18 protein-coding genes are annotated in these 17615 nt (G+C 29.0%); 2 read left to right on the forward strand and 16 right to left on the reverse strand.

Translation table 11 applies throughout. From position 1 onward, the window contains the following. Positions 1-46: 46 nt before the first annotated feature. The 6 genes from xdh to glsA form a co-directional block, all read right to left on the reverse strand. Entirely contained in the window at positions 47-2602 is a 2556-nt protein-coding gene (gene xdh / locus LQE93_RS01490) for a selenium-dependent xanthine dehydrogenase (RefSeq protein ID WP_231071706.1), read from the reverse strand. A gap of 103 nt (positions 2603-2705) precedes the next feature. Beyond that, positions 2706-3626 (reverse strand): NTP transferase domain-containing protein, encoded by a 921-nt coding sequence (locus LQE93_RS01495; RefSeq protein ID WP_231071709.1) that lies wholly within the window; start codon positions 3624-3626, stop codon positions 2706-2708. Positions 3627-3812: 186 nt separating this feature from the next. Then, positions 3813-4367, reverse strand: a complete 555-nt coding sequence (locus tag LQE93_RS01500; protein ID WP_055264781.1) for a lytic transglycosylase domain-containing protein — start codon at positions 4365-4367, stop codon at positions 3813-3815. Positions 4368-4381: 14 nt separating this feature from the next. Beyond that, positions 4382-4978, reverse strand: coding sequence for a dephospho-CoA kinase (coaE, locus tag LQE93_RS01505; RefSeq protein ID WP_055264779.1), 597 nt, complete (start codon positions 4976-4978; stop codon positions 4382-4384). 9 nt (positions 4979-4987) lie between these two features. Continuing rightward, a complete protein-coding gene (gene polA / locus LQE93_RS01510; protein ID WP_055264777.1) occupies positions 4988-7600 on the reverse strand; it encodes a DNA polymerase I in 2613 nt (870 codons plus the stop codon). Positions 7601-7697: 97 nt separating this feature from the next. After that, the gene (gene glsA, locus LQE93_RS01515; protein WP_231071711.1) at positions 7698-8615 is read right to left on the reverse strand and encodes a glutaminase A; all 918 of its coding nucleotides are present in this window, start codon (positions 8613-8615) and stop codon (positions 7698-7700) included. 174 nt (positions 8616-8789) lie between these two features. Between glsA and LQE93_RS01520 the strand changes: the two genes are divergently transcribed. Continuing rightward, entirely contained in the window at positions 8790-10016 is a 1227-nt protein-coding gene (locus LQE93_RS01520; protein ID WP_055264773.1) for an aminopeptidase, read from the forward strand. Between the two features lie 110 nt (positions 10017-10126). Here the strand turns inward: LQE93_RS01520 and LQE93_RS01525 are convergent, their stop codons facing one another. The 3 genes from LQE93_RS01525 to LQE93_RS01535 form a co-directional block, all read right to left on the reverse strand. Then, the gene (locus LQE93_RS01525; RefSeq protein ID WP_055264771.1) at positions 10127-10585 is read right to left on the reverse strand and encodes a DUF3284 domain-containing protein; all 459 of its coding nucleotides are present in this window, start codon (positions 10583-10585) and stop codon (positions 10127-10129) included. A 143-nt stretch (positions 10586-10728) separates the two neighbouring features. Further along, positions 10729-10896, reverse strand: coding sequence for a small, acid-soluble spore protein, alpha/beta type (locus tag LQE93_RS01530; RefSeq protein WP_070205664.1), 168 nt, complete (start codon positions 10894-10896; stop codon positions 10729-10731). Between the two features lie 121 nt (positions 10897-11017). Further along, positions 11018-11293: a hypothetical protein gene (locus LQE93_RS01535; protein WP_055264769.1), complete on the reverse strand. Its 276-nt coding sequence runs from the start codon at positions 11291-11293 to the stop codon at positions 11018-11020. Positions 11294-11522: 229 nt separating this feature from the next. Between LQE93_RS01535 and LQE93_RS01540 the strand changes: the two genes are divergently transcribed. Then, positions 11523-12011 (forward strand): DUF4883 family protein, encoded by a 489-nt coding sequence (locus LQE93_RS01540; RefSeq protein WP_055264767.1) that lies wholly within the window; start codon positions 11523-11525, stop codon positions 12009-12011. Positions 12012-12073: 62 nt separating this feature from the next. Here LQE93_RS01540 and folK read toward each other — a convergent pair whose 3' ends face one another. The 7 genes from folK to LQE93_RS01575 are packed head-to-tail and all read right to left on the reverse strand — an operon-like array spanning position 12074 to position 17516. Further along, positions 12074-12895 carry a 2-amino-4-hydroxy-6-hydroxymethyldihydropteridine diphosphokinase gene (gene folK / locus LQE93_RS01545; RefSeq protein WP_055264765.1) on the reverse strand — a complete coding sequence of 274 codons (822 nt, stop codon included), beginning with the start codon at positions 12893-12895 and terminating at the stop codon, positions 12074-12076. Positions 12896-12904: 9 nt separating this feature from the next. Next, positions 12905-13714 (reverse strand): dihydropteroate synthase, encoded by an 810-nt coding sequence (folP, locus tag LQE93_RS01550; RefSeq protein WP_055264763.1) that lies wholly within the window; start codon positions 13712-13714, stop codon positions 12905-12907. A 49-nt stretch (positions 13715-13763) separates the two neighbouring features. Continuing rightward, positions 13764-14237, reverse strand: coding sequence for an HD domain-containing protein (locus LQE93_RS01555; protein WP_231071713.1), 474 nt, complete (start codon positions 14235-14237; stop codon positions 13764-13766). A 10-nt stretch (positions 14238-14247) separates the two neighbouring features. Beyond that, positions 14248-14802: a GTP cyclohydrolase I FolE gene (gene folE / locus LQE93_RS01560; RefSeq protein WP_231071716.1), complete on the reverse strand. Its 555-nt coding sequence runs from the start codon at positions 14800-14802 to the stop codon at positions 14248-14250. Further along, a complete protein-coding gene (locus LQE93_RS01565) occupies positions 14803-15555 on the reverse strand; it encodes an aminotransferase class IV (protein WP_231071718.1) in 753 nt (250 codons plus the stop codon). Continuing rightward, the gene (pabB, locus tag LQE93_RS01570) at positions 15555-16925 is read right to left on the reverse strand and encodes an aminodeoxychorismate synthase component I (protein WP_231071720.1); all 1371 of its coding nucleotides are present in this window, start codon (positions 16923-16925) and stop codon (positions 15555-15557) included. Before pabB ends, LQE93_RS01565 begins: the two co-directional genes overlap by 1 nt. A gap of 3 nt (positions 16926-16928) precedes the next feature. Continuing rightward, the gene (locus LQE93_RS01575; protein ID WP_186839239.1) at positions 16929-17516 is read right to left on the reverse strand and encodes an anthranilate synthase component II; all 588 of its coding nucleotides are present in this window, start codon (positions 17514-17516) and stop codon (positions 16929-16931) included. Between the last annotated feature and the right edge of the window lie 99 nt (positions 17517-17615).

The following is a 17615-nucleotide window of genomic DNA, read 5'->3' on the forward strand; positions in this document are numbered from 1 at the left end:
TTTATTTCACATATTACTATTTATTGCTTTACTAGGCTTTTTATTATTATTTTTTATAATAAGTTTCTCTTAATGGCATAGATGTCCTTAGCTTTCCATCTAGACGATAGTACGCGTGTGAACAAGCAGCACCAGTTGGTATCATACAAAGTTCTCCACAACCTTTTGCTCCAAATGAAAGTGGTATTTCTCCCGGTCCTTTGACAAGTTTAACTTCTAATTCTGGAGTTTCTGTTGAGCGCATCAACCCAAGAGTTCCAAGTTTTGTTTTACAATAACCATCTTCACATTTAAATTCTTCTGTTAGTGCATATCCAAGCCCCATTACCATACCGCCTTCAATTTGACCTTCGACTGCTTGAATATTAACAGGTGTTCCTACATCATATGCTGCAACAACCTTTTCTACTTTGCCTTTTTCATTTAATATTACTACTTGTACACCATAACTATAACTTACATGGCGAACAGGGAATTCTTTTGTTGATGTTAATCCATCTGTCATTGGATGGTATTCACCAAAATATTCTTTACCTTCTAGCTCATTAAGTGTTAATCCTTTATCTAAATCTTCTTTTAGTTTCATAGAAGCACGTTTAACTGCTTCACCAGTAACAACAGTTTGTCTTGATGCTGTACTAGTTCCAGAATCAGGAGTTTTGATTGTATCAGCTGATTCATGAATTACTATCTGTGGTTCTAAACCTGTTGCCTCACAAAGCATAGTTTTACACATGATAGCAATTCCTTGCCCCATACATGCAGCAGAAGTTAGCACGTGCACCTTCCCATCTTTAATAAGAAGCTTACATCTACCTGAATCTATAATCCCTACCCCTTTACCACTATTTTTCCATCCTACTGCAATACCTGCATATGGATTTGATTCATAAATATCTTTTACAGCTTCTAAGCATTCAACAAGACCAACACTTTCATCGGCAATTTGTCCATTTGGCAATATTTGTCCTGGACGAATTGCATTACGATAACGAATTTCCCAAGGGGAAATACCAACTTCTTCTGCAAGGATATTTAAGTTATTTTCCATCGCAAAGCAACTTTGTGCTGCACCAAAACCACGGAAAGCACCTGAAACCATATTGTTTGTATATACAGACATTCCAAGAATATCAACATTTTGATAATTATATGGTCCAGCAGCATGAGTACAAGCTCTCTGCAATACAGGACCTCCAAGTGAAGCATATGCACCTGTATCTGCAATAATAACAGCTTTCATCCCTGTTAATATACCGTTTTCATCACAAGCTGTTGTAAATTCTATTTCCATCGGATGTCGTTTTGTATGGTATGCTAGACTTTCTTGTCTTGAAAATTTAACCTTAACAGGTTTCTTTGTATGCCAAGCCATAAGTGCTGCTAAGTGCTGAACACTCATATCTTCTTTACCTCCGAATCCACCACCAACAAGTTGTGTATGGCAATGAACTTTTTCTTTTGGAATTTTAAGCATCATAGCAATTTCTCGTTGTTCATCATATACAGATTGTCCCCCTGAATATAGAAGAATACCATCATCACCTTCTGGTGCAGCAATAGCACACTCTGGCTCCATAAATCCATGCTCTTGATGTGGTGTTTTATACTTCCTAGTTACAACATATTTAGAATTTTTTATTGCTTCATCTGCATTTCCTCTAACAAGACTAGCTCTTGCCATAATATTTCCATCTTTATGAATTAGTGGTGCATCTCCACGAAGTGCATCTTGTGGTGAAGTAATAGGTGTAAGTTCTGTATAATCTACTTCAACTAAACTACATACTTCATCTAAAGTCTCCTTATGATTTGTAGCAACAAGAGCAATACAATCACCAACATATCTTGTTATTTCACCTTCACCAATCATAACATCCCAATCTTTTTTCATATGCCCTATAACATTATCTGGAACATCTTTTTTTAATAAAATCCTTACACAATCTTGATGTTCTAGAGCTTTACTAATATCAATTTTATTTACCATTGCTCTTGGATATTTTGAACGTACAGCTTTAGCATAAATCATCCCCGGCAAATAAAGGTCATCTACAAATTTACCTGTTCCATTAACTTTTTCAGCAACATCAGGTCTTTTATATCTTTGATTCATGTGTAATTCTTTTGGCTCTTCAGGTATTTCAAGATTTTCTCTAAAAAATTTTGCAGCCATTAAAATTGCTTCTTCAATTTTTTTATAACCTGTACAACGACATATATTTCCTCTTATAGCTTTTTTGACTTCATCTAAACTTGGATTGTTATTGATATCTAAAAGTGATTTTGCAGCAATAACCATTCCAGGAATACAGAAGCCACACTGAACAGCACCAGCCTCTGCAAAACAATGTTCATAAACGCTTTTTTCTCTTTCTGTGAGACCTTCAACTGTTATTATCTTTTTGCCTTCAAATTTTGAAACCTTTTGCACACATGCCTTAAATTTTTTACCATCAACCAAAACTGTACAGGTACCACAAGCTCCTTCACTACACCCATCTTTTACTGAAGTAAATCTTAAATCATCTCTTAAAAACGATAATAATTTCTTATCTTCAGTGGTTGTATAATCTTTCCCATTTACATTTATAGTATACATATTCCCCTCCCATGTTTTTCCATTTCTTTATTTTTATTATAAAAAAATAAAAAAACAACATCAAATTCTTCCTTAAAAGAACTTGATGTTGTTTCATTTAATTTTATCTAGATTCTTGAAAAATATTATAAAAATGACTTACTGCATATTCCTTTATATCTTTTTCATATTTTTCATACTTCTTTAAAAACTCTTTTCCTTTCTGTGATAAGACTGTCTTTCCTCCACGTCTTCCACCATGTCTTCTTTCCACAACACTATATCCTAATGCTTCTTCCATTTCATTAATCATACTCCAAGCTTTGCCACATGAAAGAGCCATATATTTACATGCACCTTTTACTGACTGTGTCTCTTCTATAAGTATAAGTAAAAGCTTTGCCCTAGAGTTAAAAAAAGCAAATTCCTTTTCTATGCTTATCCTAATAAACGGATGTAAAAGTTCTTCATTATGTAAATGTACAAGTTCATCTATCCTTTCAATTCTTTCTACATCTAATAAAATTCCCTCATCATTTACTTCTAAGTAATCTTTTTCTGTGATTAGCTCTTTTATTGCTCCTCTCATACCCTCCTTACCATCATATGCAAGTATTTTAGGTATAAGCGAGCAATCCAAAAGAAGTGGATGCCCTGTACGACCTTGGTATGATGGAATAACCAACTCCTTGTCCATTTCAATAAGATTTTTTATCGTATTATAATTATACATAGGAACTGTAACAGGTGTAAAAACAACTTTTTTACACTTATCCTTTAAAAAATCAAGCCCAATCTTTGCAGAATATAATTTATCTGAATTCTCAAATTTTTCATTTCTCAAAAATACTACTCCATAATCTACAAGATGTTGTTCAATTTCAACAGACTGAAAACCTGTTATAACAACAATAGGAGAAATACCAGCTTGCTGAAAAGTTAAAACTAACCTTTTTATTATTGAAATAGAACCAATTTTAAGCAAAGGAGATACTTTATAACTTGTATTTCCAGCCGCTACAATTATTCCGCCTATATTATCCATTTTTACCTCCATTTAACATATCTTTTAAATAAAATGCTATCACCTTAAATTCTATATGTCAATATTAACCACTTTTTATAAAACATTATTTGCTATTACTACAAAACTATTTCATAATATATAAAAACCATCTATGCTTTACATAAAAGAAAAAGACAGACTGTTGTCTGCCTTAATAAATATTAGTTAATATTTATTTTTTCTATAAAAATATTTGTAGACATTATAATTTATTTTAACCTTATCAACATACTTTTTTGTTTCAGCAAATGGTATATACGTTAATACATCCCCATCAGGTGAATATCTTTCATCTTTAAGCCATTTAGTTACATGACCGCTTCCTGCATTATATGCAGCTAAAATAAGGTCTAAACTCCCAAATTCACCTTCAAGATTTTTAAGATACCAACATCCAAATCTTATATTTATTTCTTCATCAAAAAGCATATCCGGAGTAAAATCTTCTACCCCAATTTCTTCTGCAACCCATTCACCAGTACTATCCATAATCTGCATTAATCCTTTAGCTCCTCTATTCGATTCTGCTTTAGGCTCAAAATTACTTTCTCCTTTAATTACCGATAGCACCAATAACGGATCTACACCGTATTCCACACTATATTTATCTACATATTCTTTATATTTGTATGGAAAGAAAAAATTCTTCACTCCACATCTTGTTATAAAAAACATCGTTACTGCAACTAAAACTACCACTAATAATTTTTTATAATCCATTTTATATCCCTACTTTATATTGCTTTTAAAAACTCTATAAGTGATTCAACCTGCACCTTAGTCTTCAGTAAAGTATCATTATTTTCAATAATAATATTAGCAAAATCTTTCTTTCTCTCTAAAGGCATTTGTGCATTTATTCTATTTATAGCATCTTCTCTAGATAAAGAATCTCTACTTCTCACTCTTTGAAGTTGTGTATTTGAATCTACCCAAACTAAAATAACATAATCCATCTCTTTATGCAAATCATTTTCTATTAAAGTAGGTGCATCAACTATTACCTTTTTTTCGCCTTTTTTCTCTAATTCTTTTAATTCATCTTCTATTTCTCTTATTATATAAGGTAGAATCAAAGCCTCATACTTAATTCTTTGTTTAGGAAATCTAAATATATGATTTCCAAATTCTTTACGACGGAATTGGCCTCTCCAATCGAAAAACCCAACTCCAAAGTCTATCTTTACTTTCTCTAAAATCTCAGGATATTTTTCTAAAACGCTTTTAGCTATAATATCTGCATCAATTATAGGAAAACCAGCTTCTTTTAGCATTGCAGATACAGTACTCTTCCCAGAGCCAATACCACCTGTTAATCCTATCTTAATCATATTTACCCCCTATTTAGCTTCATACCATGTATTTCCTATATTAGTATCTACCTCTAAAGTAACAGCCATCTTAAGTACATTTTCCATCTCTTCTTTTACTAAAGCTTTAACTACTTCTAACTCATTTTCTTTAACATTTAAAATAAGTTCATCGTGTACTTGTAATATTATTTCACTATCTAAATTCTCTTTCTTTATTCTATTATAAACCTTAACCATAGCTAGCTTTATAATATCTGCAGCACTACCTTGAATTGGAGCATTCATAGCTAATCTTTCACCTAAAGCTTTAACAATTTTATTAGAAGATTTAATTTCCGGTATAAATCTTCTTCTATTTAAGATAGTTAGAACATACCCTTTTTCTTTAGCTTCTTCTTTAGCACTTTCTAAATAACCTTTTATCTTTGGATATCTATCAAAATATATCTCCATATATTCTGATGCTTCTTTTTTAGTTATTTTTAAATCTTGTGAAAGACTAAAATCACTTATTCCATAAACTATTCCAAAGTTTACAGCCTTAGCTCTACTTCTCATAAGTGATGTAACTTCCTCAACTGGTACTTTAAATACTTCTGATGCAGTCTTTGTATGAATATCTGAGTGATGATTAAATGCATCTATCATATTTTGATCACCAGACATATGAGCAAGTACTCTAAGTTCTATTTGAGAATAGTCGCAAGATAATAAAACATCTGTATCTTCCTTAGGAATAAATACCTTTCTTATCTCTCTTCCCATCTCATATTTAACAGGTATATTTTGAAGGTTAGGTTCTGTACTTGAAAGTCTACCTGTTGTTGTAACAGTTTGATTGAAGCTTGAATGTATAGCTCCATCTTGATCTATTACATTTTTTAAGCCTTCTACATATGTAGAGTTTAACTTTGTTATTTGTCTATAGTAAATTATCTTTGGAATAACTTCATGCTTATCCATTAGCTTTTCTAAAACTTCTGCATTAGTTGAATAACCAGTTTTTGTTTTCTTAATCACAGGTAAATCTAATTTTTCAAAAAGAATTTTACCTAGTTGCTTTGGTGAGTTAATATTAAACTCCTCTTCACAGAGTTCAAATATCTCTTTTTCAGTTCTTGCTATCTCCTCTTTAAATTTAATAGCAAGTTCATCAAGTTTTTCTCTATTAACCTTAAATCCAACAGCTTCCATACTAGAAAGAATAAATATTAATGGATGTTCAACATCATAATAAAGCTCATCCATATCTTCTTTCGAAATTCTTTCTTTTAAATAAGAATATAGTTCTTTCATATTAGATACTGCAGTACAGACTAAAGTATCTCCTTCACCTTTAACTTCTTTCCCTAAATACTCATTAATTAAAGTTACTAATGGATATTCACTTCTAGCTGAATCTATTAAATATGCAGCTATTGCAGTATCAAAGATATATTCTTTAATATCTATTCCAAGTTTAGTTAATGTTGTTACAAGATTTTTACCATCATGTATTACTTTAGTTATCTTATCATTTTCCATAAAATTCTTTAACAACCTAGTAGATTCTTCAGGATTCTCCATAGAAATCAACTTCATATCAATAAGATACGTTTTTTCACCATAACTTAAATATATTTTATCTAATTCCATTTTAGAATAAATATTACCGTCATTTAATTTATAACTAATAAAAGCAATCTCTTTTTCTTCCTTTAAAATACTCTTTAATAATTCTACATTATTTACTTCAGTTATCTCTATTTTTTCTTCTTCTGATTCACCTTCAATATCATCACCTGGTAGTTTAGCAAGTAATGATTTCATTTGAAGTTTAAAGAACATTTTTTTAAGTTCTTCCCTATTATATGAGTCTTGACTCTTTATATCATCTAAATCAAACTCTATAGGAACCTCTGTCATTATAGTAGCTAACTTTTTACTAAAAATCGCTTGCTCACTATATGTTTCTAAGTTTTCCTTTAACTTCTTACCACTAATTTCATCTATATTAGAAAGTACTCCTTCCATAGATCCATAAGTTGCTATAAGCTTAAAAGCAGTCTTCTCTCCTACCCCTGGTACTCCTGGTATATTATCTGACTTATCACCCATAAGACCTTTAACATCTATGTATTGAGTAGGCGTTACTCCAAATTCATCTATAAAAGCTTTTTCATCATATACAGCTGTTTCAGTAACACCTTTCTTAGTTATTACAACTTTTATGTTATTAGTAGCTAATTGAAGAGCATCTCTATCCCCTGTTACTATAAATACTTCTATATTATTTTTCTCAGCAAACTTTGCTAAAGTTCCTATAATATCATCTGCTTCAAATCCATCTATCTCATAAATATTTACTGCTAATAGATTAAGTACTTCTTTAATTATAGGGAACTGTTCCCCTAGCTCTGGAGGCATCTTCTTTCTACCCGCTTTATACTCTTCATATTCCTTATGTCTAAATGTTGGAGCTTTTCTATCAAAAGCAGCAACTATATAATCAGGCTTTATCTCTTCTTTCATTTTAAATAACATATTTGTAAATCCGTAAACAGCATTGGTATGAACACCTTCTGTAGTAGTTAATGGTGGTATGGCATAAAATGCTCTATTCATTAAACTGTTTGAATCTAAAATCAGTAATCTTTCCATATCTTCCTCCAGTAGTTTCTTATTTATAAGATTCATTATACTATTTTTTTATTATATTTACTAATGATATCCATAACAAATAATTTAAAACTATATTTTAAAATATACTTAATTGTAGTTCTTCTGATAATTCTTTTAGTATACGTATTCCACCAATACTGTTACCCTTTTTATCAAGTGATGGTCCATATATACCTATTCCAAATCTTCTAGGAACTGAAGCTAGTATTCCTCCACCAACTCCTGACTTAGCTGGTACTCCAACTTGAACTGCAAACTCTCCTGAGGCATCATACATACCACATGTAACCATAATAGTTTTTACTATTCTACATACTTCTCTAGACATTAGAACCTCATTGCTCCATGGAGTTATACCATCATTAGCTATAACAGCTCCAAATCTTGCTAAATCCCTAGCTGTAACCTCTATAGAACATTGTTTGAAATACAGATCTAATACTTCCTCTACGTCACCTTCTAATATTCCATTGCTCTTCATAAAGTAGGCTAAAGATCTATTTCTATCTCCTGTTTTCTTTTCACTTTCATAAATTTCTTGATTTATATTTATATCTTCATTGTTTGTAGCTCTTCTAATAAAATTTAAAATTCTTTCAAGCTTTCTTTCCTCTGTTTCACCATATATTAAAGATGTTGTAACAATAGCTCCTGCATTAATCATAGGATTATACGGCTTTTCATCTCTAATTTCAAGATTTACTATACTATTAAAGCCCATCCCAGTTGGTTCAACATTAACTTTTTTAAATACTGCATCTTTGCCATTATCACTAAGTGCTATGATAAGTCCTACAACCTTAGAAATACTTTGGATAGTGAATTTCACATTACTTTCTCCAGCCCAGTATTCCTCGTTATTTTTAATATCTACAACACATATTCCTAAATCATCCTTATTTGCCTTTAAAAGCGCTGGTATATATGAAGCTACTAGCCCTTCTTCTGTATATTTTTTATTTTTATCAACTAAATTCACTAATAAATTTTTCATTTGCTTTCTCCTCTTTACTATTCTTGTAGTAATTATTATATTTATAATAATCAATTCTTACAAGGTAATAAACTGATTAACAATAATTTTTTATGTAAATTCGTAAAATTTTATTATTTCTATTTAACTATGATATAATAATAAATAAATTACTAAAATTTAGGAGGACACACTATGAATAATGATTTATTAAGAAAATACGCAAAACTTGCAGTTAAAACTGGAGTAAATATTCAAAATGGTGATACCCTTGTAATAAATTCACCAATAGAAACTGCTGAATTTGCTAGACTGATAACTGAAGAAGCTTACAAATCAGGTGCTAAAGATGTAGTAGTTCACTATGGCGACCAACAACTTACTAAGATTAAGCTTGAAAATAGCTCTATTGAAACTATTTCTAATGTTCCTGAATGGTTTGGTGAAAGCTATAACTACTATTCAAGAATTGGTGCTTGTTTTATTTCTATTTCTGCTAATGATCCTGATGGATTAAAAGGGATTTCTGTAGATAAAATAGGTGCTCATCAGAAAGCTAGAAGTCTTGCTTTAAAGGAATACTATGAAAACTCTATGAGTAATAAAAATCGTTGGTGTGTATTATCTTACCCAACAATGCCATGGGCTAAAAAAGTATTCCCTAACTTATCAGATGATGAAGCTTTTGAAAAATTATTTAAAGCTATATTAGATGCTAGTAGAGTAACTACTGAAGATCCAATAAAAGCTTGGGATGAACATAATGCTGAACTTAAAAAGAATCTTGATTTCTTAAATTCAAAGAATTTTAAAAGCCTTACTTTAACTAATTCTAAAGGAACTAATTTAACTGTAGAACTACCTTATAACCATACATGGGCTGGCGGATTAGAAGAAAGTGCTTCAGGAATTGGCTTTAATGCAAACATACCTACAGAAGAAGCTTTTACTCTTCCAAAGAAAGATGGTGTTAATGGTATAGTTTACTCTTCTAAGCCTTTAAGCTATGGTGGTAATTTAATAGATAATTTCTCTATTACTTTTAAAGATGGTAAAGTTATAGATTTTACTGCCGAAGAGGGATATGAAGTATTAAAACAAATGTTAGATAGTGATGAAGGAGCTAAATACTTAGGTGAAGTTGCCCTTGTTCCTTATGATTCACCTATTTCAAATTCTAACCTAATATTCTACAATACATTATTTGATGAAAATGCAGCATGCCATCTTGCTTTTGGTAAAGCATATCCTTGCTTTAAAGATGCTGACACTTTAACTAAAGAAGAGTTAGAAGAAAGAGGAACTAATGAATCTAATATTCACGTTGATTTTATGATTGGAACAGAAGATTTATCTATTACAGGATTAACTGAATCTGGTGAAGTTATACAAGTTTTTAAAAATGGAAATTGGGCGTTTTAATCAGTTAATTAATAGTTAAAAATTAAGAATTAACGAAAAATGACTCTTCAGCTTCTTAAATATAAAATACCCTGTCTCACATTTAGACAGGGTATTTTAATAAGTTAACTCTATTTTACTTTTTTATTTTCGCTTTTATTTCTTTCTTTTATTATTTTATCTTCTAACGCATTTATTGTATTATCAAGCTTCTTTTTAATCTTTTTCTTAGCTGTTAATGATTGAAATACAAATCCAATCTTATTCATAATTCCATAAAGATCTTGACTTTCAGTTAATATTATCTCTGTACAATCATCTCCAGCATCTTTAAATTCATATCTTCCTGTATACTTAGAGCTAAGAAACATAGTTCTTGTTTCATAAACCTCATTTTTTATATAATCTGTAACGGATGTTTCCATATAAATATCTCCGCTTTTTGTTTTTCTTGCAACTCTTTTACTCTTTGCCCCTATTGGATTTTCTTCATTAAATTTATTAAAAGGTTCTTTAGCTAATTGTATAAAATTATCAAAAACTTCTTCTAATGGATATGCTATAACTGTACTTACTGTAAATTTGCTCATTTTAATCAACCTACCTTATAAATCTTTACATAATGTATTATGACAGAAAATTCAACAAAAATCTATAAACAAAGTGTAAATAATTACAAATGACAAATAGTAAATATAAATCAATTTACTATTTGCCATTCTGATAATATCCCTTAAGCTTGTGCCTCTGGTTTTCTTGGTTTATCTCTTCCAAGTTTTCTTGATTCTTTTGAATACCCTATCTCATTAGCAGTTTCTACTTTCATTTCTTTTAGTTCTGCTTTAGTCTTTTTCCCAGCTTTTTTATTATCTTTTGAATTTTTATTATTTTTGTGTGCCATAACTTTCTCCTTTGTTTTATAAAATAGATTTCCATAATATTTTATGTAGTATATATTTTTTTATAATTATTTAACAAAAGAAAGTTTTATTAATATAAAAAAAGTGAGAATATTATTCTCACTAATCCATTTCTTTATAATCTACATCTATAACTTTTTCATTTTCGTTATAATAATCTGCTTGTACATTAGAACTTTCATAAACTGTTTCAGTTCCATTTTGATTATTTGAACCTTTATTTTTATTATTAAAGTATTTTCTAAACTTTACTACTATATATATTATTAACCCACCTACTAATAGATATGGTACTATACTAATGAATAACCAAGATATTGCAAAAAATATAGCTAATCCTATTCCAGTAAATATTATAGATTTAAACGTACTATTCATTACATCAACCTCAATCCTAAATTTTATTTTCTATGCTATTATACTATTATTTTTATATCTTTGCAAGATATGAGTTATTTTTTATTTTTTAAAGCAGTTGTTATTACCCTTTACCTTTATCATAATTATAATTATATTTAAAATTAATTTTACCTTAATAATAGTATATGTTCTAAATAAATACATATAAGAATAAGTTTTAATAAGTCTACTTATTATGGAGGTAAAAATGAAATACTTTAAATTTATTATAATAACTATTCTTATTTTATCATTACAAGGATGTATGTTTGATAATCCAAGATACTTAAATTTTAAATCTAAACCTAATGATTATTATTATTCAAGCTTAATATATAAAAACTTAAAAATCAATGAACCTTTTACATTAAAGGTATTTGATACAGATTTCTACAAATATTATACTGTAGATGAAGAAGATAAAGATATTCTTCTAAACTTTTTCGAATCTTTAAATAATGATAATTACCTAACTGACTTAGAAACAACTGACAAAGCAAAATATGAACTCTGTATAGAATTTGCACATGAAAAATTTATAATAAATGTATATGATACCTCTTCCATTACCCTTTATCCTTGGGATGGAAATTTTGAAGAGGATAAAATATCTATGAAAGGTGTTTCAACTTATAATAACCTTTATTCATTTTGCTCTTATATAGTAAATAAATCACATCAAAGAGATAATAACTAAACCATGTTATTTAATTTTTATATTATTATATTAATAGGTGATACTACGAAAATTAGTATCACCTATTTTTTATTTTTTAAGTCATTTAATAATTCAAAAATCCTCTTATTTTTTAAAGGATGTATTGCATATGGAGCAATTTCATTTAGTGGCTCTAAAACAAATTCTCTTAGATGCATTTGTGGATGAGGTATTATTATAAATTCATCATTACTAACTATGTCATCAAAAAGTATTATATCTAGATCAATTGTTCTAGGTCCCCATCTTAACTCTCTAACTCTATCTAACTCTTTTTCAATTCTTAAAAGTTCTTTCATCAACTCTTTAGGTGTTAGAAGTGTTTCAACTCCTATTGCAGTATTTAAAAAATCATCTTGTTCTTCATAACCCCATGGCTTTGTATCTATTATTTCAGCTTCTTTTATAACTTCAACATGTTTAATTTCTGCTATTTTAACTATAGCATCTTCTATATACTTCTTTTTATCTCCTATATTGCTTCCTAATGCTATATAAGCAACGCTTCTCTTTCTTGTAGTTTCTACAGCTGCATAATCTAAATGTCTATTTATAGGTGCCCATGGCTTTTTTAATAATACTTTAACTTCATTTACAATTTTATATTCTTCCAAAACAAACTTTGCAATTTTATCTACTACAGTTTCAATCAAATCACAGCTCTCTTCTTGAAAAAGCTTTTCTACCTTATGACAAAGCTCTCCATAATGAACCGACTTAGTTAAATCATTACTAACAGCACTTTCCTTAAAATCTAAAGATAACTCTAATGAAAGAATAAACTTCTGTCCTAATACTTTTTCTTCTTTAAATACTCCATGATTTGCAAAAATTTCAATATCTTTTAAATATACTTTATCCATCATCTTACCCTACTTTGCCTTAATAATTTTATCAGTCATAACTGCCGCTCTCTTATTTTCAAGAACATCATGTACTCTAATAAATTCGCAGCCCTTCATTATTCCAATTACAGTTGTGGCTATTGTTCCTTCTACTCTTTCATTTACCGGAAGATTTAATGTTAATCCTATCATTGACTTTCTAGATGTACCTAAAAGAACTGGATATCCTAACTCCTTAAGTTTATCAACATTATTCATAACAGAAAGATTCTCTTCATAAGTCTTAGCAAATCCTATTCCTGGATCTAAAATTATATTTTCATTTTTAACTCCAGCTTCTAATGCAAGATTTATACTTTCCTTTAAATCTTCTAAAACATCTTCCATAAGATTTTTATAAGGCTTCTCTTCTCTATTATGCATCAATATACAAGGTACTTTATACTTTGCAGCAACTTTTGCCATGTCTTTATCTTTTTTAAATCCCCATACATCATTTATTATATCAGCACCTGCTTTTATTGCAGCTTCTGCTGTTTTACTCTTATATGTATCAATAGATATTGTTATATCTAAATTTTCCTTTATAGCTTTTATTATAGGCACTACTCTTTCTATTTCTTCATCTTCAGTTACATATAAAGCTCCTGGTCTAGTGGACTCTCCACCTATATCTATTATATCAGCTCCAGCATCTACAAGTTCTTTAGCATGCTTTACTGCCTCTTCCACTTCATTATATTTACCACCATCTGAGAAAGAATCTGGTGTTACATTAAGAATTCCCATAATATATGTTCTTTCTCCTAGATTAAATTCTTTATTTCCTATTTTCATAATACAACCCCTTTACTTTAGTTGACAGTTAATGATTAAGAGTTACTAGTTAGTAATTGATTTTTAAGTTTTTCTTTTCGTCACTCCAATAGCAGTCATTTATTGCCTTGCAGTTAAAGCATTCTCTTGAAAGTTTATCACTTCTGTATATTATTAAGCTTAGTTCATCATCAGCCTCTTTACGGTGATTTTGGATAGATTTTATTATTATATTTTTCTCTTCTTCTGTAAAATCTATTTTTTTTAATATTTCTTTACTCAACTCAACACTTGCGATATGATGAGGAATTCCTTCCTCGTATTGCTTCACTCTTCCTATATCATGTAATAAACCTATAGCATATATTAACTCTTTAGAGTATGGTAATCCTTTTTCTAAAACCATAATATATGCAATTCTAGCCATATCAATAAAATGTTTTAAATCATGTCTACAAAACTCTCTCTTTTCTTCATACTTCAAAAGTCTTTCTAAGTTTTCTTTATATAAAGTATTATTTAAAATATCATTTACCTTTTTCAAAACAACCTCCCTAACTCTTAATTAATCCAAGTGTTTCTTTTCTTAAGTTTAAATCTTCTTTAAATACGCCTCTATATGTTGTTGTAATAGTTCTAGCTCCAGGTTTTTTAACACCTCTCATAGTCATACACATATGCTCACCTTCAATTACAACCATAGCTCCTTTAGCATTTAAATTATTCATTATAGCATCTGCTATTTCTGATGTTAATCTTTCTTGTAACTGTGGTTTTTTAGAATAAAGCTCAACAGTTCTTGCAAGCTTTGAAAGTCCTGCAACTCTTCCATTTGGTATATATGCTATATGCGCCTTTCCATAAAAAGGTACTAAGTGATGCTCACACATAGAAAAGAAAGTAATATCTTTTTCTATTACAAGATCATCGTTATCAACTTCAAAAGTTTTTGATAAAATCTCCTTTGCATCTTTCCCTAGTCCTCCAAATATTTCTTCATACATTCTAGCTATTCTATCTGGAGTTTCTAAAAGCCCTTCTCTATTTACATCCTCACCTATACCTTCTAATATAAGCCTAGCACCTTCTAATATCTTTTCTCTATCCATTTAATTTTCCTCCCTAACACCTATATACTCTTCATAAGCTTTTCTAACTTTTTCTGCAACTCTATTTCTAAATTTACAACCTTCGATTTCTGAAACTTTAATTACTCCTACAAGTGAATTAGTTAGAAATACTTCATCAGCATTTAGCAATTCTTCTTTAGATATTTCCTTTTCATAAACTTTAAAATTATCTATTACATATTTTCTTATAATACCACTTAATAAACCACATTTTTCAGAAGGCGTGTAAATTTTATTATCTTTAACTATAAAAACATTTGTAGTAGATCCTTCTGATAGCTTATTATTTTCATTTAAAAAAAGCACCTCATTATATTCTTCTTTTTGTGCCTTTTCATATTCTAATAAATTATCCAGATAATTAATAGATTTAATATAAGTTAAACATGATTTGCTATTTCTTATATTATTTGATAATTTAACTTTAAATCCTTGTTCATAATTTTCAGCTTTATATTTAATCTCTCTAGTAGAAAAAATTATATTTTTCTCAGTAACAACTATTTTTAACGCTAAGTTGTCTAGTTTGTACTCATTTATTTTTTCTAAAACCATATCTGAAGTTATATGGTCTCCTAAAGACAACTTTGTAATTCCATCATTTAATCTTTCAATATGCTCATTCAAAAAATGTGGTTTACCTTTTAATAATATCGTTTCAAATACTCCTCTTCCAAAGAATATTCCAGTATCTATTAAAGCCTTATCATCATTAAAAATTATTTTTCTCACTATAACACCTTCATTAATGCTTTTGCTTTATCTAGTGTTTCCTCATATTCGTCCTCTTCAATAGAATCATAAGTTATTCCTCCACCAACACCAAAGTAAGCTTTATTCTCTTTCTTTATAATAGTTCTTATAGCAATATTAAAATCAGAATTTCCCCTAAAATCAAAATATCCTATACATCCTGTATAAATATTTCTCTTTAACATCTCTAACTCTTCAATTATTTCCATAGCTCTTATTTTAGGAGTACCTGTAATAGATCCCCCTGGAAAACACTCTCTTATAAATTTAACTTCCGATATTTGATCCTTCAATTCTCCTTCTATTGTTGAAACAAGATGAAACACTGTAGCATATTCTTCTAATTTAAATAACTTAGTGACCTTTACCGTATGTGGCTTACACACCTTACTAAAATCATTTCTCTCTAAGTCTACTACCATCAATAGCTCTGCTTTATCTTTTTCACTATTAATTAATGCTTCCTTATTTAATAAGTCTTCCTTTTTATCTTTCCCTCTAGGTCTTGTCCCTTTAATAGGTCTAGTATGGGCTTTTCTATCTTTAATTTGAATAAATCGCTCTGGTGATGACGATATTATTTGAAAATCATCATAATTTGCAAATACCGAAAACGGTGCTTTATTTATCTCTCTCAAATTTTTATAAATATTAATAGCATCTTCATTAGACTCACAAAAAAATCTTTGAGTCATATTCGCTATATATACATCTCCACTTCTTATATACTCTTTTAGTTTCTTAATTTTATCAATATATTCTTCTTTTGAAAAATTTGAGTAAAATTTATTATCTATTTTTTTATCAACAACTTGCTCATTATATAAATCTTCTGATTTATATATCTTATCAAATTTATATATCTTGTCTATTATAATATTAATACTTTCAGTAGAATCTTCTTTTATACCTAAAGCAGTTATATATTTTTTATTATTCATATGATCAAATATTATTATATTATCATAGAATTTGAATCTTATATCTGGAATTTTAAAATCTTCTTTTGAAAAATCTTGAATATCTTCAATTATTCTTCCCGCATCATAAGAAATATAACCAATAGTACCACCGACTAAAGGTAATTCTATATCGTATTTAAAGCTATATTTTTTTATTAATTCTTCTAATACTAAAAAAGGATCTCCTTTAACTTTTTCTCCATTAACATAGGAATTTTCACCATAAGCTTCAAATGTCAAAAATGAATTTAATCCTATAAATGAGTACTTTGATAAATCCTTATCTTCCTTTGAACTATCAAGTAATATACTATTATTATCTTTAACGCAATTATAAACTTCAAATACATTCAAATCCGTTGAAAACTCTTCTATCTTAAACTTCATCTATTAACCTCTCTTTTTATAGTTTTTACATATATCTATAAAATTTTTTAACATAGTGTGTCCATCTTCAGTCATCTCTGCTTCTGGATGGAACTGCAACCCATAAATATGATAATCTCTATGTCTAATCCCCATAATTACATCATCTTCTGTCTTACTAGTAATCTCTAAACAACTTGGAAAACTTTCATTATCTACAATAAGCGAGTGATATCTAGTAACTCTTAATGGACTTTTTACATTTTTAAAAATCTTTTCCCCACTATGTACTATATAGCTTATTTTCCCATGTACTGGTTCTTTACCTTTAATTATATTTCCTCCAAAATAATGTCCTATACATTGATGTCCAAGGCATATCCCTAATATTGGTACTTCACTTTTGAACCTATCAATGATATTTAAGCTTAATCCTGCATCTTTAGGCGCTTTAGGTCCCGGAGAAATTATTATTCCTTCTAAATCCATATCTTCTATTTCTTTTAATGTTATTTTATCATTTCTATATACTACAACTTCTTCGTTAAGTTCTTCAAAATATCTTATAAGATTATAAACAAAAGAATCATAATTATCTATCATTAAAAACATAAATTCCTCCAAATTCTTCGCCATTATTTTATCTTTTATGCTAAAATAAATAATGAATAAATTATATCATAGCTTTCTATGACAAAAAACAATTACTTG

This window comes from Clostridium sp. NSJ-145 (assembly GCF_021044725.1).
Taxonomy (GTDB): domain Bacteria; phylum Bacillota; class Clostridia; order Clostridiales; family Clostridiaceae; genus Clostridium; species Clostridium disporicum_B.